At 49.1% G+C, this 17,366-nt stretch carries 16 protein-coding genes; 7 read left to right on the top strand and 9 right to left on the bottom strand.

Annotated features, from left to right (window positions below; translation table 11 throughout):
• Positions 1–33: 33 nt before the first annotated feature.
• Entirely contained in the window at positions 34–1,440 is a 1,407-nt protein-coding gene (locus BGX16_RS06525) for a glycosyl hydrolase family 5 (protein WP_100425328.1), read from the bottom strand.
• Between the two features lie 248 nt (positions 1,441–1,688).
• On the opposite strand from BGX16_RS06525, the gene BGX16_RS06530 reads away from it, so the two are divergent.
• The 4 genes from BGX16_RS06530 to BGX16_RS06545 are packed head-to-tail and all read left to right on the top strand — an operon-like array spanning position 1,689 to position 6,502.
• A complete protein-coding gene (locus tag BGX16_RS06530; protein ID WP_100425329.1) occupies positions 1,689–3,161 on the top strand; it encodes a TolC family protein in 1,473 nt (490 codons plus the stop codon).
• Positions 3,158–4,147: an HlyD family secretion protein gene (locus BGX16_RS06535; protein WP_100425330.1), complete on the top strand. Its 990-nt coding sequence runs from the start codon at positions 3,158–3,160 to the stop codon at positions 4,145–4,147. The genes BGX16_RS06530 and BGX16_RS06535 overlap by 4 nt, the downstream gene beginning before the upstream one ends.
• 1 nt (position 4,148) lies before the next feature.
• The gene (locus BGX16_RS06540; RefSeq protein WP_100425331.1) at positions 4,149–5,291 is read left to right on the top strand and encodes an ABC transporter permease; all 1,143 of its coding nucleotides are present in this window, start codon (positions 4,149–4,151) and stop codon (positions 5,289–5,291) included.
• The gene (locus tag BGX16_RS06545; protein ID WP_100425332.1) at positions 5,279–6,502 is read left to right on the top strand and encodes an ABC transporter permease; all 1,224 of its coding nucleotides are present in this window, start codon (positions 5,279–5,281) and stop codon (positions 6,500–6,502) included. The genes BGX16_RS06540 and BGX16_RS06545 overlap by 13 nt, the downstream gene beginning before the upstream one ends.
• A gap of 167 nt (positions 6,503–6,669) precedes the next feature.
• On the opposite strand, the gene lnu(C) is transcribed toward BGX16_RS06545, so the two are convergent.
• The 6 genes from lnu(C) to rpmH form a co-directional block, all read right to left on the bottom strand.
• A complete protein-coding gene (lnu(C), locus tag BGX16_RS06550) occupies positions 6,670–7,164 on the bottom strand; it encodes a lincosamide nucleotidyltransferase Lnu(C) (RefSeq protein ID WP_100425317.1) in 495 nt (164 codons plus the stop codon).
• A gap of 23 nt (positions 7,165–7,187) precedes the next feature.
• Positions 7,188–8,225 carry an IS1595-like element ISSag10 family transposase gene (locus BGX16_RS06555; protein WP_002837184.1) on the bottom strand — a complete coding sequence of 346 codons (1,038 nt, stop codon included), beginning with the start codon at positions 8,223–8,225 and terminating at the stop codon, positions 7,188–7,190.
• A gap of 146 nt (positions 8,226–8,371) precedes the next feature.
• Positions 8,372–10,219, bottom strand: a complete 1,848-nt coding sequence (gene yidC, locus BGX16_RS06560) for a membrane protein insertase YidC (protein ID WP_100426781.1) — start codon at positions 10,217–10,219, stop codon at positions 8,372–8,374.
• 2 nt (positions 10,220–10,221) lie between these two features.
• Positions 10,222–10,467: a membrane protein insertion efficiency factor YidD gene (gene yidD, locus BGX16_RS15130; protein ID WP_198514874.1), complete on the bottom strand. Its 246-nt coding sequence runs from the start codon at positions 10,465–10,467 to the stop codon at positions 10,222–10,224.
• Positions 10,464–10,802 carry a ribonuclease P protein component gene (gene rnpA / locus BGX16_RS06570; protein ID WP_100425334.1) on the bottom strand — a complete coding sequence of 113 codons (339 nt, stop codon included), beginning with the start codon at positions 10,800–10,802 and terminating at the stop codon, positions 10,464–10,466. The genes yidD and rnpA overlap by 4 nt, the downstream gene beginning before the upstream one ends.
• 8 nt (positions 10,803–10,810) lie before the next feature.
• Positions 10,811–10,966: a 50S ribosomal protein L34 gene (rpmH, locus tag BGX16_RS06575; protein ID WP_100425335.1), complete on the bottom strand. Its 156-nt coding sequence runs from the start codon at positions 10,964–10,966 to the stop codon at positions 10,811–10,813.
• A 311-nt stretch (positions 10,967–11,277) separates the two neighbouring features.
• Here rpmH and ahcY point away from each other — a divergent pair, with 311 nt between their 5' ends.
• Positions 11,278–12,738: an adenosylhomocysteinase gene (ahcY, locus tag BGX16_RS06580; protein WP_241899483.1), complete on the top strand. Its 1,461-nt coding sequence runs from the start codon at positions 11,278–11,280 to the stop codon at positions 12,736–12,738.
• 213 nt (positions 12,739–12,951) lie between these two features.
• Here the strand turns inward: ahcY and BGX16_RS15090 are convergent, their stop codons facing one another.
• Positions 12,952–13,077: a hypothetical protein gene (locus BGX16_RS15090; protein ID WP_277352368.1), complete on the bottom strand. Its 126-nt coding sequence runs from the start codon at positions 13,075–13,077 to the stop codon at positions 12,952–12,954.
• A gap of 39 nt (positions 13,078–13,116) precedes the next feature.
• Entirely contained in the window at positions 13,117–14,454 is a 1,338-nt protein-coding gene (locus BGX16_RS06585; protein WP_100426782.1) for an ATP-binding protein, read from the bottom strand.
• 429 nt (positions 14,455–14,883) lie between these two features.
• On the opposite strand from BGX16_RS06585, the gene BGX16_RS06590 reads away from it, so the two are divergent.
• Positions 14,884–16,533, top strand: a complete 1,650-nt coding sequence (locus BGX16_RS06590; protein WP_100425337.1) for a hypothetical protein — start codon at positions 14,884–14,886, stop codon at positions 16,531–16,533.
• A 673-nt stretch (positions 16,534–17,206) separates the two neighbouring features.
• Entirely contained in the window at positions 17,207–17,362 is a 156-nt protein-coding gene (locus BGX16_RS14585; RefSeq protein ID WP_157797914.1) for a hypothetical protein, read from the top strand.
• Positions 17,363–17,366 lie beyond the last annotated feature (4 nt).

Genomic DNA, 17,366 nt, shown 5'->3' on the forward strand with positions numbered 1-17,366 from the left:
CTTGGATCCAAACACACACACCGTTAAGTTCTATTACTTATTGCAACCCTGCGGATAACTGTCGGAAAGACATTCGAGGGTGTCCAAGGCGCCGCCCGTATAGGTAGACCAGTCGTCCTTCCAAGCAATGCGAGTATCCTTGGTGGTGTTGATGGTTGTTTTATACTTGTCGATCAGGTATTGCGGGCATTCGATTTCTTCCCAGTTGTAAGTCGGGTTGTCGGCGGCCATGTACCAGTCGGCAAACCAATTACAGCCCTTGAGAAGGTTGTCGTAGCCGGTAAATGCCGCTGCGCACATATCCTTCACGCATTCCTGATACTTGGCGACCGTATTATCGTAACCGAGAGACTGCTGGCAGTAAGTCAGGAAGCCACCGTACTGAGCGCCCCATTGTACGTTGGAACCGCTCACCATGGTAGAAAGAGCGTCATAAAGACCGACGCCACCACCCGGGACCATCATGTCGAACTGGCCTTCTTCCACGTCATAACCGATGTTCGAAGCCATCACGATCATGTGCTTGCCGGCAAGAGCCTTGTGCGTTGCCTTGACATCGTTTGCATGGTTTCCACCATTGAATTGAATGTGGTAGCACTTACCGCAACCCGCATTTCCGCTACCCGGTGCGGCGACAAAGCCATAAGAAAGCGTATCGTTCACGGCGACAGGAGCCATATCCGTGCAGGCGAATGCGCCGCTACTTCCACCGCCACGATCGCTCGAGCAGGCGCTGGTTGTGCCCTGATAGCCCATCCAATACTGCTGAACGTTATAGCTCAAGGTGTAAGTCGGAATTTCAACGTCGTGAATGTTGCAGTTGCGGGCCGTGGTGTAGCTTGCCTGGTAGGTCGCTTCGCTCGTGGTGTCCACGTTACCCGGCCAAGAGCAGTGCGGTTTGCAAGCATCCCAGTAGCGGGAGCTCCAACCGGTGGCACCATTGTTCAAAAGGGAGTTCAAAACAGGAACTTCGTAACCGCTCGGGTCCATGACACCGCTACCGCTAAAACCGGCTGTGCTGCTCGAAGAAACGGTTTCTACAGCTTCGCTGCTCGAACTAGCGATGTCTCCGCTGGCCGAAGACGTTACGTCGCCCGTTGTTGCTGAAGACGTGATGTCGCCTGTCGCGGCAGAAGATGTCGGGCCGGAAATCACCGTGCCGTTCGTATCGACAACGCTTCCGTCGATCAAGGTAATTGTACCAGTGGCCGAATCAAATGTACCGATGACGTTGCCGCTTGCATCGCGTACGGTCATATCGGAATAAATTTCGCCAACTGTCACGGTGGCGACCAAAGTGGCGCTCGGATCTGCGGTAATCGCTGCGCTCGAAGACGAAGCGTCTGCGGGGTCTAAACCGCTCGAAGAATCACTCGAACAGTTCCATGTAAAGACAGCTGCACATACAAGCAGAGCGGCTTTTGCAAAAGGAAATTTCATAGAAACCTCGTCCCGTCGGACTTGATCAAATTTGACGGATTTAAAATAATTTCGGCCGTCTTATTTTTCTTGTAAAATTCTCTTCACTGTGATTAAGTGTTCTTTAATCGTTCCCAAGGAATCTTTTTTGTATTTTATGTAAGAAAAAGAAAACAAAGTTTTGAGCGGGAAAAAAGTTGGAAACAAAAAGGGTGTGGAATATCATTCGGGGACGCTTGATTTGTAAATAGTTAGTATTTTTATAGAAAATGAACAAGCATTTATTAACTCTGATTTTGATGGGATCTAGCCTTGCGCTGTCCGAGCCTCTTTCTTTACAAGATGCGATGCAGAAAGCGAAGCAGAAGAATCCCCAGTTGGTGGCGAGTAAAACGCACCTCGACAAGGCAGAAGCGCAAAAGACTTCTGCACGTTCTCTTTTTATGCCAAAGCTTTCGATTACCGGTAAGGTGACAAAGATCGATGACGATATCACGATCGACCTTCGCGATATGCGCACGGCGATTCTCGGGTCGAATTACGCTTCGACTTACACGAGCGTTTACGCGCTCGCCAGTCAGCAATATGCCGCTTATGGAGACGAGGGGAAGGCGATGGCTCAGAAGGCAGCTGGAACTGCAGCTACTCAGGGACAGCAGACTTTGGCGGCACAGATGCCCGAAGACAAGTTCAAGTTAAAAGTTCAGGATGACCTCTTCTTCAATGCGACGGCGACTCTTGTATGGCCGATCTTCACCGGTGGCAAGATTTATTCCGCCTACAAGGCTTCGACGGAAAACGTAGAAGCGGAAAAGGCGGCATACAATCTCGTCGAAAACACCGTGATGATGGAAGTCTGCACGCGGTACTTTACCGTGCGCCTCGCCGAAGAAATGGTTTCGCTTCGCACGGAAGCCTACAATACGATTCAGGCGCACGTCGATCAGGCGAAGAAGCTTGAAGAAGGCGGTCAGATCTCTCGAGCCGAGCGTTTGCGCGCTGAAGTCGCTTTTGTCGAAGCGGAAACGGAAAAGGACAATGCGGAACGCGACCTTTCGCTTGCCCGTCTCGCCTTGGCGAATACGCTCGGTGAAAGTGATACCGCTCTCACAACGACCACTTCGATCGTGCCGAAGGAACTTTCGGAAAGCCTTGAAGAATACAAGAAGCGCGCGATTGAAAATTACCCCGGCATGAAACAGCTTGAACAGGCGAAAAAGCGCAGCGAACGAGCCGTGACCGCAGCCCGTGGCGACTACTTCCCGACGATAGCGCTCTTCGGCAAAAAGGAGCTTTACACAAAGGATCTGACGATTCTTGAACCGGAATGGGCCGTGGGCGTTGTCGCCGAATGGAACATTTTCCATGGGGGAGAAACCGCAGGTAAAGTCGCCGAAGCGAAGGCGACTCAGCGCGAAGTCTTGAGCTTGCAGAATCAGGCGGTGCAAAACATTTCGTTGCTCGTCGAAAAGCGTTACCGCGAATATCAACATGCAAAGGGACGTCTTGAGTCGTTGAAGAAAACGGAAGAGCTGGCCAAGGAATCCTTGGAAGATCAGCAGAAGGTTTTTAATGCGGGCATGGGAACAAGCTTGGACGTGGTGGATGCCCAGCTTTCCTTGGAACGCCTTCGCATTGCGATGCTCAAGGCGAATTACGATGCGACGATGGCTTTGGCTGGACTGTTGGAAACCAGCGGTCAGGTAGAAAAGATTCAAGATTATCTGGAGAGTGGAAAATGAAAAAGATTCCCGCTGTTTTGACTTTGGTGATGATTGTCATGCTGCTTGTGGCTGCATTCCTCACGATTCGAAATTTTGCATTGACTCCGCAGCAGGAATATCTGCAAGGTCAGATCGAAGCCCGCCGTGTGATGGTGGCAGGAAAGCTCCCGGGCCGCATCAGTTCGATTGCGGTGCATGAAGGAGACGCCGTGAAGAAGGGCGATATCATCGCCGAAATTTCAAGCCCGGAAGTCGAAGCGAAGAAGATTCAGGCGGAAGGCGCTTACAAGGCGGCAAAGGCCCAGGCGAAGAAGGCTAAAAACGGTGCCCGCTCGGAGCAGATCGATGCCGCGAAGGCAGTGCTTACCCGTGCTGAACAAGCCGCTAGTCTCGCAAAGACGACTTACGAACGTGTGCAAAAGCTCTATGATGAAGGCGTGATTCCGGTGCAGAAACGCGACGAAGCGGAAACCCAGATGAACGCCGCTAACGCTCAGGTGGAAGCGGCCAAGGCTCAGTACACGCAGGCGGTGAACGGTGCCCGTGAAGAAGATAAGGCCGCTGCAAACGCTCTCGTTTTGCAGGCGGACGGTGCGAAGGCAGAAGTCAAGGCTTACCTCGATGAAACCCGCATCATCGCTCCGATTACGGGTGAAGTTACCCTTAAGATTTCAGAAGAAGGGGAAGTCGTGGGTGCAGGTATGCCGGTTGTGGCGATTACCGATTTGAAGGACGCTTGGGCGGTCTTCAATGTGCGTGAAGATGAACTGAAGGACATTCAAAAAGGCAAGGCTTTTGAACTCCAGGTTCCGGCTCTCGACAAGGTGGTTCCGATGGAAGTCTATTACATTGCAAGCGCTGGCAACTATGCGGTTTGGAAGAGCAGCAAGGAAAGCGGAGGCTTTGACCTGAAAACCTTCGAAGTGCGCTTGCGTCCGCAGACTCCGGTGGAAGGACTTCGCCCGGGTATGACTGTTCTTTGGAAACGCAATCTGGAGAAGTAAGTTGCTCCGCAATATTTGGGCAGTTGCTTGGAATGCGTACGCACGGAAGGACCTTCCGACGGTCCTTTTGCTGTTTGTATTCCCGATTGCGCTCTGCACGATGATGGTTTCCATGTTTTCGGCAGAGGCTCCGTACAACCTCCCGGTGGGCATTGTCGCGGAAGGCGGGGGAGAACTTCAGGGAAGAATTTTACGCGCGATTGAAACCACTAAGGCTGCAACGATTACCGTGCGCTGCAAGGACATTTCGGAATGTTCCTCGGCAATGCGCAGTGGGGAAATTCTTGCGTTCGTCTATGTGCCGCATGACTTGGAAGAAAAGGCGATCCGTTACGAGACGCCCGCGGTTACCGTTTATACGAATGGACAGTCCTTGCTCACGAGCAAGGTGATAACGAACGACATCCGTATGGCCGTGGCGACGCAGGGTGCGGTCCTTGTTCAAAATACGATTCAGAACCCGATCGGCGTAGAAGTTCACATTGTGGGAAATCCGACGGGAAATTATGAACATTTTTTGGGCATCGGTCTTGTAATCGCTCTTTTCCATGTGATTGCGATGCTCTTTGGCGCTTACTTCTTTGCGTTTCCGATTCGCGAAAGGGAAGTGGGAACCTGGCTTTCGGCAGCGGGAAATTCGATGATTGCCGCCTATTTGGGAAGGCTCTTGCCCGCCGTATTTGTGCTTGGAACGGAAATGATGAGCGTTCTTTTGCTTGTGCGCATGGGAATGCCTGCGCTAGAACCGATAGACCGTGCGGTGCTTTTTGGCGGTGGCTATTTGATGGTGGCGACGTGCATGGCGCTTGGAGCTTCCTTTGTGGGAATTGTCGGCGAAATGCGCGTTGCGTTGAGTGCGGCGGCGGTTGTTGGCGGGCCTGCTTTTGCGTTTTGCGGTCAAACGTTCCCGGTATTTGCAATGCCATTTGTGATTCGTTGCTGGACGTTTATCCTGCCGATTACGCAGATGATGAAGCTCCAGTCGGCATTCTTCTTTGGGCACTTGGGGATAGAACGCGCGTTCTGGTCGTTTGAAGTTCTCGCGGTGTTTTTTGTATTTTGGTCGCTTGTGGCGATGCTTACGTTGGGAATTCGTTTGCCGAGGGCCTTGCGTAAAGAGGAGGCTGAATTATGTTCCGCATGATCAACCTTCTTTTTAAAGTGGCGCTCACCGAATGGAAAGCTCTCTTAAAGGATCCTGCTGTGATGCTCGTTGTCGTCTTCGGCGTGATCTTCTATTCGTTCTATTATCCGTATCCGTACAAGAACCAGATTGCGGACAAGGCTCCGGCGGCGATTGTGGATTTGGATCATTCCGTGATGTCTCGGCAAATCATTCGTGCGGCTTCCGCGATGCAAGAAGATACGATTGTCGCCATTTATGAAAACGAACTCGAAGCGCAAAAGGCTCTTGCCGACGAAAAGATTTACGGCTACATGAAGATTCCAAAAGGTCTTGAAAGGGATCTGCGGAACGGTCAGAATGTGTCTGTGGGCGTTTACTGCCACGGGGGATTCATTCTTTTGTACGGAAACGTGGCGACGGCTTTTACGACTGCCGCCATGACGGTCGGGGCGACGACACAGGTGAAGCGCATTGTGATGCAGGGACATTCCCTGAACGAAGCGATGGCGATCCGCGATCCGGTGTCGACGCGTTTCTTTAGAATGTTCAACGCTTCGGGCGGCTACGGGATTTATGCGGTGAGTGCCGTGCTGATGATTATTTTACAGCAGACATTACTCGTAGGTGTCGGTGTGATGGGCGGCCCGCGCAAAAACCGTCATTTCAAAGTTTTGAAGGGCGCCGAAGAAACGGAGAGCGCTCCGCTTTTGATCCGCTACTTTGGGCGTTCGCTTGCGTACATTCTGCACTACATGCTTGCTCTTTTCTTCTTTAAGTATGTGATTTATCACGTCTTCGAGTTCCCGGACCGTGGCGATGACGGACTTGTGCTTTTGTTCGGCCTTTTCTTCTTTGGAGCGACGGTGAATATGGGTATGTGGATGGCGCAGTTCTTTAAGCACCGTGAAACGGCGTTGTTCGTATTCGCAAGCGTTCCGATTTTTGTCGTGTTCGCTTCGGGCTTTAGCTGGCCTTCGGGGAATATGCCGCGCTGGATTCAGATGATTGCGTCGTTCATTCCTTCGACGTATGCGATTCCGACGTGGCTCAGTATTCAGAATCTGGGTGCGAACTTCCACGAAGTCGCCCCGAACCTGATCAAGCTTTTTCAGCTTTCCGTGTTCTATCTGTCCCTTGCGCTGATACACGCCAAACGGGATGATCTCCTCGCTCCGATTTTCCACAGGGCGAAGCGTTTCCGTGCACGGTGGCGCTGCAAGGAACTTTAAGGCAGCTTCCAGCTTCGATTATTTCGGACGTTTCATTCCGCAGGCGGGCCCGCAAAGGCTCGCCGGTGGATGTTCCTTTTATAAATGGCTATGTCACAACAAACAGTTGATAAATAGCCATTTTTATAGGGGAGTATCAGAACTCCCCTACAAACTGTTATTTGCAGTTATCTATACTCATTTGGAATTTCGATATGAAATGTCTCACACAATAACTTCACATCATGTGCATCATTTTCATCAAACTCGTATCCCAGATGGAACATTACTTGACTATATGGTTCAATACAGGAAACCTCTATTTCCTCAATTCTTCCTTTACCCGAAAAAGTTTCTACCGGAAAACAATCCCCATCATAAAGAATTTCACCTTCGTCCGTATATTCAAAACAATGCAAATCAATAATTCTGTTTTTCAAATCTTCCCATACAGTATGGTTCAATGTTGTATATTCCATCTTAATCTCATAAAAGCCATTAGCTTTCATTATTTCTATAAAGTTCTGATAATCGTTCTTTTCTACAAGAATGTCAATATCATTATGGGCTCTTGACTGATATCCAAGAAGAGCATCTACACCCCAGCCACCATCAAGAAAGACTTTAATCTCCGCATCTATTGCAAATTGAAGAATCTGTTTTACATCTGTTATATTGACCATCTTATCATCTCCACAAATTCTAATTAGGCGACCAGAGGAACTGCTGGTCTGTTTGATAAATCTCTGCATTTAGCAGTTTTCAATGTTGCCAAAACAAAAGTTAAGAAGATGTTCCTTTTCTCCATGTCGCTTTCTTTGGCGTAATTTACAAGGTTATTCCACACAAGATAGTTGTTCAGATACTTGGTAGAAACACCGTTAAAGCCACGCATAAACCTCTTTAGCTGGCTATGGTAGCTATTGATATGTTGGATATTATAAATGCCTTTCTTGGCTTTGCCAGTCTTTAACTGCACAAGGTCAATACCATTGGCATTTGTAAATCTCACATAGGAGTTCATCTTGTCCGTAACAAGAGTGGAATTGGTCTTAATCCTACCATCATAAATATGATGTAAATCTCTTGTAGAAACTCTACCAGTATTCGTAATCTTGGAGATAGACAAGCCATTCCTATTAACCGCACAAGGAACACATACCTTTTCTTGGGACAAGCCTCTGATATGTGTAGAATGACCACGCTTATGAGCCTTGCGTGGCATAGCAAATGTCTTACTCTTGCTATGATTGCCCTTGTACGAGATGGCGAAAAAAGTTTCGTCAGCCTCAATAATGCCGTCAAGGGTAACATCGTCTGCCATATTCTGAAGTGCATCCAAAATCTTGTGTCTCCAAAGGAATGCGGTGTTTCTGTGAATCCCACAAGCAACAGCAGTCTTACGAATGGATAAGCCATTCATCATACAATCAATGTACTGCTCCCACACGGACAAGTCTTTTCTTGTACCAGACACAATGGAGTTCGTAGCAATCACGAAGGACTTGCCACAATCCTTACATACATATCGCTGTGTGCCATCTTTACGATGACCATTGCGAACCACATGGATACAGCCACAAAGAGGGCATACACGACCATTTGCAAAGCGTTCCTTTGCTACGAAATCTTCAATATTCAAAGACTTTACAAAGGCAGGACTTAAAAGCATTGTTTTAAGGCTTTCCTGCTCTGCGACAGTCAACTTACCGATAATATCTAATGCGTCTTTGATAGTAGGCATATCCAATTACCTCCTTCGGTGGTACTGTTTCTTACTATTATTATACGCTATTTCTCGTCAAAAATCAACCATTTGTTGTGACAGAGCCTTATAAATAAAAAAAGGACTGGCGAATTGCCAGTCCGATTTCCAAAAGACCGTGTGAATTACTTTTTCTTCACAATGACGGCGTCTTGGACCTTTTTGCCCTTGAGCTTTGTCGATCCCTGTTCTTCTTCAAGACGGCGGGAACGGTTCACGAGAGCGTACTGTCCAATGCCCCAGAGGTTCGAGACGATCCAGTAGAGCACAAGGCCCGACGGCATCACGGCGCTGAAGAGGAACATCATGATCGGCATCATCCAGACCATCATCTTCTGCTGGGCCGGGTCCGTCATCGAAGCCATGGACTGCTTCGTCTGGAAGTAAGTCGTAAACACCATGATAATCGGAAGGATTGCGATACCATCCGGCATCACGAACGGAATCGTAATGCCGTTCCAGATTACGTCGGAACGGGAAAGGTCGGTAATCCAGCCCATGAACGGCTGACCGCGGAGTTCAATCGCACGACCGAAGACCATGAAGAGACCGAAGAATACCGGCATCTGAATGAGCATCGGGAGGCAGCCGCCCGTGCAGGATGCCATCGGGTTTACGCCGTTCTTCGCATAGAGTTCCATGATCGCAGCCTGCTTCTTTTGCGGATCGCTGCGGTACTTCACATTGATTTCATCGATCTGCGGTTTGAGCTTGCTCATGCTACGGGTCGAACGGAGCTGCTTCAAGGTGAGCGGCGTCGTAATGGAACGCACGACGATCGTCAAAAGGATGATGCCCACGCCGTAATTCGGAATGATCGAGTAGAAGAACTTGAGAAGCCAGAGCAGGAAGCCGCAGATGGCGACGAACCAGACGTCTGCACCGCACCAGGTCCAGCCGCTCACGATTATCTTTTCAAATCCGAGATCGAAGCTCTTGATTTCGCTCCAACTCAGCGGAAGAATCATAAAGTCGAAGTCGATCGTTTCGTTGTCGTTCATGTAATCGGAAAGCTTGATACGATAAGTTCCCGGATCCTTCGAGTTTTCTTTGTTCGTATCGAAATGTTCAGCCGTCAAAGTGGCTTCGGAAGCTTCCGGATACTTGATCACGGCGGCGACGTACTTGCGGCGCATACCTGCCCAAAGAATCTTGCCATCCTTTTCGTTGAACTTTTCTTTTTCGCGGACCGTTTCGCGTTCCACGTTCACCATGTCGTTGAAGATCACTTCGCTGAAGAAGTATGCGCCACCGCCAAAGCTTTTGCCCTTCGGGAACTCTTCGGTTTCTTTCATACCGCCGTCCCAGATGATTTCATAGTCGTTCGGGCGGAATCCTTCGAACTTCACCGACTGCTGAATCGAAACGCCTTTTTGGGTGAAGCTGTAAATACGAATGACCTTGTTGCCGTTTGGATCGCTAAAGGTAAAGGTCAAAGACTGGTCGCTATCGACGAGAATCTTTTCCGGAGTATTTTCCGGCAGGGCAAAAAGCTGGTTCGAAAGGTCCACGCCGTCGATCTTGAGACCGAGAGCGCCTTTCGCTGTGTCGGCGATAATTTCCGGATAGGCGCCGGTCGAATCCGGGAGAGCCTTGACGATGATGCTCGAAATCTTTGCGCCGAGGTTATCGAAAGTGGCGGTGAAGTGATCGGTTTCGACGGTCACCTTTTTGCGTTCGATCGGCTTCGGAGCTTCGGCGACCTTGGTCGAATCCTTGGCGGAATCGGTGACCGCGACTTCAGCTGGCTTGCTTGCGGCCGGTGCGAGTGTTGCCGGGACGAGCTTTGTCGAATCGAAAGAGGTAAGTTCAGGAACCTGGAGGGAGCCGGAGCGAGCCTTTGCCGTTTGGGCGACTTCTGCCTTGGCTCTTTGGGCCGCAGCCTGTTCTTCGGCGCGACTGGTGGACATTGTCATCGACCAGACGAAAAGACCGACGAGGAGGATGAGACCGATGAGAGTGGAGGGTTTCATTTTCATAGTTTTTCTTTCTTAGGCGGTACCGGGTCGTAACCTCCCCGGCAGAAGGGATTGCAACGTAACACTCGAAAAACTGCAAGATAGAAACCTTTGAAGATTCCGTGTACGCGGATCGCTTCGATTGCATACTCAGAACACGTCGGTGTGAATCTGCAGACACCGTGGAAAAAAAACGGATGAACTTTTCGGTAAATACGAATGGGGAAGATCAGGGCCTCTTCCAGGACGTGCTGGATGCTCATAGCCAGCCCATTTTTTCAAATAGCTTCTCGGCACTGCGGTGCATACGCTTGGAAGTCATTTCCCCTTCTTTGTCTTTGACGATAATCATAGCCCAAACGGGAGCAAGAACGTTTGGAGCCTTCTCGAAGAAGATCGGGCGTAAAATACGACGACAACGGTTCCTGTATACGGCACTGCCATTTTTTTTGCGTGCTAAAAAACAAAAACGACAAACCCCATCCGGGCTTTCGATCCATTGCATCATCAAGGATGGTGAATGAACTCGTTTTCCGTGGTGGGCGATTTGTCGATAATCGGACTCGGATTCGAGTCTAAAAGAGCGGAGACTGGGAATACCTAGCCTTACTTCTTATAGATGGTATCACTGACCGTGAGACGCTTACGGCCCTTAGCGCGGCGACGGCTGAGAACTGCGCGGCCCCAACGATCTTCCATACGAGCGCGGAAGCCATGAGTATTGTGACGCTTGCGGTTGTGCGGCTGGAATGTTCTTTTCATAGTTCTAAACCTTTAGGTAACAATAGGTTACCATTGAAAAAACTTTTTGGAGTCCCAAAAATAACAATATTTCGAAATTTCACAAGGGAAAGGAGCGGCTCTCTCCTACACAACGGGGTGGATTCCTTGTGGATAAATTGTTAAAAATGTGGATTTGTTACAAAAGGCTAGCAAAAGTATGGAAAGTGGCGGATTCTCGACCACAGGGCCGTTTTTTTAAAAAGGTTCTGGGACAAAATCATTGAAAAAATCTTATGCGTTTTTTTATATTTACGCATAAAAATAAAACTCAGATCATCCAAGAGGATAATATGGAATACAAGATTAAGGATATCAACCTGGCTATCGAAGGCCGTAAGGAACTCGATCTCGCCGAAACCGAAATGCCGGGCCTCATGGCTCTCCGCAAGGAATATGAAGGGAAAAAACCGCTCGCTGGAGCTCGCATCATGGGCAGCCTCCACATGACGGTGCAGACCGCTATCCTTATCGAAACTCTCGTTGACCTTGGCGCAGATGTTCGCTGGGTGAGCTGCAACATTTTCAGTACGCAGGATAACGCTGCTGCTGCAGTCGTCGTCGGTAAGAAGGGCTCGGTTGAAAATCCGCAGGGTGTTCCGGTGTTCGCTTGGAAAGGTGAATCCCTTGAAGACTATTGGGAAAATACCGCGCGCGCTCTCGTGTGGCCGGACGGCAAGACCGCCGACTTGATCGTGGACGACGGAGGCGATGCTACGATGCTCGTGACCTGTGGCGCCGAATTTGAAGATGCAGGCAAAGTGCCGGAATTCAACCCGGAAAAGGATTCCGAAGAATGGGGTGCCTTCCTCGCTACCTGCAAGAAGGTGTTCGACAAGGATCCGAAGCAGTGGACCCGCGCGCGAGAAGCTTTGAAGGGAGTTTCCGAAGAAACGACAACCGGTGTTCACCGTCTTTATCAGATGGCTCAGGCCAAACGTCTCAAGTTCCCGGCGATTAACGTGAACGATTCCGTCACTAAGTCCAAGTTCGATAACCTCTACGGCTGCCGTCATTCCTTGATCGATGGAATCAACCGTGCAACGGACGTGATGATGGCTGGCAAGATAGCTGTCGTCTGCGGTTACGGCGATGTGGGTAAGGGCTGCGCGCAGTCCCTCCGCGGTCAGGGCGCCCGCGTGATCATCACCGAAATCGACCCGATCTGCGCTCTCCAGGCTGCCATGGAAGGCTATGAAGTGAAGACCCTCGACGAAGTCGTGAGCATGGCCGACATCTTTGTGACCACCACCGGTAACACCGGCATCATCAGCGCATCACAGATGAGCAAGATGAAGCACCGCGCCATCGTCGGTAACATCGGCCACTTCGACAACGAAATCGACATGGCTGGCCTCAAGAAGGTTCCAGGCATTGTTCGCAACGAAATCAAGCCGCAGTATGATGAATGGATTTTCCCGGATGGCCACAGCATTCTCGTTCTCGCGGAAGGTCGCTTGCTGAACCTCGGCTGCGCTACCGGTCACCCGAGCTTTGTGATGAGTGCAAGCTTCACGAACCAGACGATTGCGCAGGTGGACCTCTGGCTTTCCGCAACGGGCAAGCAGACGGTTTCCGGTCTCAAGTATGAAACCGGTGTCGTGTACACGCTCCCGAAGATCCTCGACGAGAAGGTCGCACGCCTGCACCTTGAAAAACTCGGTGTTCACCTGACGAAGCTTTCTCAGGCCCAGGCCGACTACATCGGCGTGCCTGTGGAAGGTCCGTACAAGGCAGATCACTACAGATATTAGTGATTAGTGGTTGGTGGTTAGTGGTTAGGAATAACTGCCAACCGCGCGATTGTCATCCCGGCCCCAGTGCCGGAATCACCTTTAAAAAATTTCCCCGTGCAATTAAAATGCGCGGGGAGTTTTTTTAGGGCGAAGAATCGACAAAATGTCATTTTATCGCCCTGAAGTCATTCAATTGTCATCTCAAAAATTAATGTTTATCAAGTCATTCAATCATTGAATTGCCGTTTTTTCTTTCCAGCAATAAATTCTCTGATAAGCAGGTATTTTCAATGTTTTATCAACTAGTACCTGTTTTAATGATAACTGTTCTAATTCAACTGATTCTTTTGTACTCATTTCACCCTCTTGCTATATTTGTTAATTCGAATAATCCTCTCAAACCTCTGTCAACAAAAATCCCATGTACATGGGCAGCGTGAGCGTTTCACCGTTGCGACCGACATTGTAGTCGCCCAGTTTCAGGGCTTGTTCCACATGGTATTTTTCTTTGTTCTTGAGCACGGTCCGCATGGATTTGGCATTCCCGTTTCGAGCCTTGCATTCTACCGGCGTACATTTGCCGCGGTAGCGCATGACAAAATCAAGTTCGACTCCGCTGTCCTTATGATAGTAATAAAGCTTGCGTCCCATCTTGCCAAATATGTCGGCAATCAGGTTTTCAAAAATGGCTCCCTTGTAACCAAGCAAGTCGCCGCTCAGAATGCTCGACTGCGTTCCATCTTCGAGCATAGAAATCAGCAGCCCGATATCAGCCATATAAACCTTGAACTCGCTTGGAATCTTGCTGCCGTCTAAAGGCAGTTCTGTCTTTTCAATATTATAGCAACGCCGGATGATTCCCGCGTCCTCGATCCATTGCAGGCTTCCGGCGTAATCACGCCCACGACCGCCCTTCTTTACAACGCTATACGAAAATTTTTTGTATTCACGCGCAAGTTGCGAGGGGATTGATTCAAAGCATTCGCGAATACGCGCCTTGTCCTCTTTCGCGGCATACTTGACCATGTCGGCCTTGTATTCGTCAACAATCCGCTTTTGTATGGCTAGTGCCTTGCCAACTAGCCCGCTTTCTAAAAATGTTGTCACCACTTCCGGCATGCCGCCGACAATCACATACTGGTTGAGCAGTTCCCTGAATCGATCGTGAATCGCTACATCAACAGGCGTTTCACTTTGCAGACATTCCTTGAGGTAATCGAAATGCATCGGCTTGATTCCGTTAGCCCAGAGCCATTCCTCAAAATCCATCGGGAACATTTCGACAATGTGTTCGAAACCCACCGGGATAGATGACTCCTGTTCACCCCCCTTCTCGTCTTTTGTCTTGTAGCCATGCACTCCAAGTAGCGAGCCCGTACACATCACCTCGTATTGACCGTCCAGAAAAAAATACTTGAGGGAACTGCGGGCCAGCGGGCAATCCTGAATTTCGTCAAACACAAAGCACGTTTCATGGGGCACGATTTCTGCCGCAGGGAGCGCTGCAGAAATGCGCATGATGATAGACGCTACGGAAACATTGGGTTCGAAGAATTTCTTGTAATCCGGGTGCTCCCGAAAATCCAGGTACACCACGTGCTTGAAATGACTTTCCGCAAAAGCCCTAATGCTGCTGGTTTTGCCACACTGGCGAACCCCTTTTACCACAAGGGGCTTGTGCTTCGGTTCGTCCAGCCAGTTTTCCAGAATTTGGTCAATTTTTCTCTTAAACACGTTTTCCTGCCCAATTTTTTTATAAACATACACGTTTTCCTGCCCAATTTTCAAGAAAATTGCACATTTTTACAAAAAACTATTTACTGAGTGTTTTTGCGGCATTTGATCAGGCGTTTTACCCCCCACTCCTCAAAAACATTCCACCCACTTGCCGCGGGCGAGGGCGTGAATGGGTCCGGGCATTCGGCTGCCTTCCAGCGCCCAGAACACGAGGTAGCTCGATGCGAGGTCGACCATGTGCATGCAGTACCTGGCAGTCGCGAGGTTGTGCCGTTCGCGGGTTGTTCTTTGTGCCGAAGACGATGCGTTTCATCACAAATTCTTCATTTGTAAACTTAAATTTACCCAAAATGGGGGGTATTATTAAATTTACATTCATTGAGGAAACGTACTTATCCACAAAAATCAGCGATGAGGAAAATAAACATGCCGATGATGCGTGACACTCGAATTGCCTTCCCTTTAGTTTCTCTTGCTTGCGCGGCGGGGCTTGCCGTATTCGGCTGCGGAGGGGATTCCGGCAGCGGTCCTAGCGCTGCTCAAAATGATGTGTGTTCTGTAACCAAGACGACAAATTCGGTTACCGTAAAAACATCTGTCGATGGAGCATCGGTCACTACCGTCTACGTGTTTGACACGGAAGGCAATATGGCGTCTCAAACGACCGTTTCGGATTATTCCGCCATGGGTGACGAGACAACTGCTAAGGCTGTTTGTGAAGCGAACGGTTCCGTGGAAGGCTTTACGGCGACTTTTGAAAATGGCCTGTGCACGGTGGTTCAGAAGGTGGGCCTTTCTGGTTCGCTTGAAGATATTTATGAAGCGCAGAACTCTGCTTGCGAGGCGGCAAATGAAGTGGCGAAATCGTCTAGCAGTTCTATCGGCGGTCTTTTAGGAAAAAGTAGTTCTTCTGCAGAAGAAACGACTTTGACCGAAGTCGATGATTTGGACGCATTGATGGAAATCGAGTGCGCTGACAATGTGCTTGGCAACAAGGTTTTTGTGAAGTCTAAAGAGAAGGATTATATCTGCGCAAGTTATGTAAGCTCGGGCATGTCCTTTACGCTTTGGCTTCCCACGATTGATGACATCAAGAAAGCTCCGACGTGTACTGCGGAACTGATTCTTGGTGACGATGATGCGACCTATTACTCGGAAAAGGACAATGCCGTTTATGCCTGCGTCTTGGATATTACGGATCCTTACAATTATGACGACGCAGAATATGTCTGGAAAAAATATGGCTCATTAGATGTTTCGAGCAGCTCATCGGCGGTCTCGTCTTCTTCTAAAAATTCGAGTGAGGTTTCGTCGAGTTCGGTGGCTGTAGTTTCTTCCTCTTCTGCGACAAAGGAAAAGGTGGTGACTTTTAAGGATGGTATCATTTGGGAACCGTCTTATCAGTCTCGCGCGAGAACGTTCTTTAATACGGTTGATGAATACAACTTCTTGGACAGCAACTCTGCAACTGGCGATAGTTCGGGCTGGTGGTTCAAATATTTGGATGCGGCAGATGGCGGAATTTCGACTGCGGTAGGAATTTTTGGATCTACGGCGCTCGACCTTTCGATTACGCTGGAATATATTAACTGGTATGTCGCTTATGATGGCTCGTATTATTACAACGCTCCGGATCCGTATCCGTATGCGGGCTTTGGATTTAATTGGTCTACCGATGGTGAAAATGAAAGTGTGGATCTTTCGGATTGGACGGGCATTTGCCTGACGTATGAATCGACTAAATCTTTTGAAGTCGCGATTCCGGCTGTGGGCGATGGAGACTTCTCTTATTACTATCCAGTCACTTACAGTTCGTCGCCCAAGACGATCGATATCCCGTTCTCCAGTTTAACGCGTTCTAAATATGCGACGACGAGCTTCTCTAGGTCCAGTGCGCTTAAGAATGCCACAGCTTTGCACATCAAGTATACAAATGACGAAACAAAGGTGGAATGTGACAGAACCTATTATTCGGCAAGTGAATGCCGCTATTACTTCAATTCGTATTCCAATTCCATCCAGATTTATAGAATTGGAAAGTATGGTACTTGCAACGATACCGGAACGATTCTTTAACGATCGTCAAATGTGAAAATGAATGCGTCCGGGCCTGTTTGGCTCGGACATTTTTTGATTGGGGTGTTAGCTAGAAAATATTCATTAACAGCCAAATCTTCCTATGATTTTATTCAGTATTTAGACACTAGCAGTTTGACTGAAAATGCTTTAAAATCTGTGCAAAGATACGAGTCCATTGCTGAGTGTCCTAGCCGAGCTAAAAGAACTTGATAAAATTAAGTGCTATTGCCGATTCCAATGCCTCATCGTATCCGTCGTTGACGCCTCCATCGTGGAGGCCCCGCGCCAGCGTGCACGACAGCAACGTATACGGCAAGCTCGCCAAGGGCGACAAGAACGAAATGAAGTGTGCCCAGCCCGCGTAGCGGCGGCCCTCCGGGGCAAACACCGGGCGGAAACGCCCGGGAACCGGGGTCGAAAAGACCCGTCGAACGGCTAAGTTACGAATCAATCGACATTAAAATGCCGGAATGACGGCGTTCTATGCTATTTTTAGGGGTGGCCTTAAGATAAACGCCTATGAAAAAATCCTCCTGATGGCGATTTGCCTTTTTCTTCTCTTGCCTTTCGGAATCCAGTTCAAGAAAAGCTTGGACGAAAACAAGAAAATTGAAATCCACAACCAACGCGTGAAAAATGCACAGGAATGTATGGATGTCAGACAATGGAAATGCGCCGAAAATTCCTCCTGCAAAAATCCAGACAGCTGATCCGCGAAAATCAAGAGCTGGGCATTGAAAATTCGGGACATTTCCGTTTGGAATTCGAAGGCAACCCGACACGGATGGATGTGATGGAAGCCCTTTCCGTTTTGGAAGTCGCCTAAAAGC

Source organism: Hallerella succinigenes (assembly GCF_002797675.1).
In the GTDB taxonomy this organism is placed as follows: Bacteria; Fibrobacterota; Fibrobacteria; order Fibrobacterales; family Fibrobacteraceae; genus Hallerella; species Hallerella succinigenes.

Coding starts and splice junctions, on each gene's coding strand:
- BGX16_RS06535 (WP_100425330.1), top strand. CDS start 3,158: ATGAAAAAGATTCCCGCTGTTTTGACTTTGGTGATGATTGTCATGCTG.
- BGX16_RS06590 (WP_100425337.1), top strand. CDS start 14,884: ATGCCGATGATGCGTGACACTCGAATTGCCTTCCCTTTAGTTTCTCTT.
- BGX16_RS06525 (WP_100425328.1), bottom strand. CDS start 1,440: ATGAAATTTCCTTTTGCAAAAGCCGCTCTGCTTGTATGTGCAGCTGTC.
- BGX16_RS06545 (WP_100425332.1), top strand. CDS start 5,279: ATGTTCCGCATGATCAACCTTCTTTTTAAAGTGGCGCTCACCGAATGG.
- BGX16_RS06555 (WP_002837184.1), bottom strand. CDS start 8,225: ATGCCTACTATCAAAGACGCATTAGATATTATCGGTAAGTTGACTGTC.
- yidC (WP_100426781.1), bottom strand. CDS start 10,219: ATGAAACCCTCCACTCTCATCGGTCTCATCCTCCTCGTCGGTCTTTTC.
- ahcY (WP_241899483.1), top strand. CDS start 11,278: ATGGAATACAAGATTAAGGATATCAACCTGGCTATCGAAGGCCGTAAG.
- yidD (WP_198514874.1), bottom strand. CDS start 10,467: ATGAGCATCCAGCACGTCCTGGAAGAGGCCCTGATCTTCCCCATTCGT.
- BGX16_RS14585 (WP_157797914.1), top strand. CDS start 17,207: ATGCGCCGAAAATTCCTCCTGCAAAAATCCAGACAGCTGATCCGCGAA.
- BGX16_RS06530 (WP_100425329.1), top strand. CDS start 1,689: ATGAACAAGCATTTATTAACTCTGATTTTGATGGGATCTAGCCTTGCG.
- rpmH (WP_100425335.1), bottom strand. CDS start 10,966: ATGAAAAGAACATTCCAGCCGCACAACCGCAAGCGTCACAATACTCAT.
- BGX16_RS15090 (WP_277352368.1), bottom strand. CDS start 13,077: ATGAGTACAAAAGAATCAGTTGAATTAGAACAGTTATCATTAAAACAG.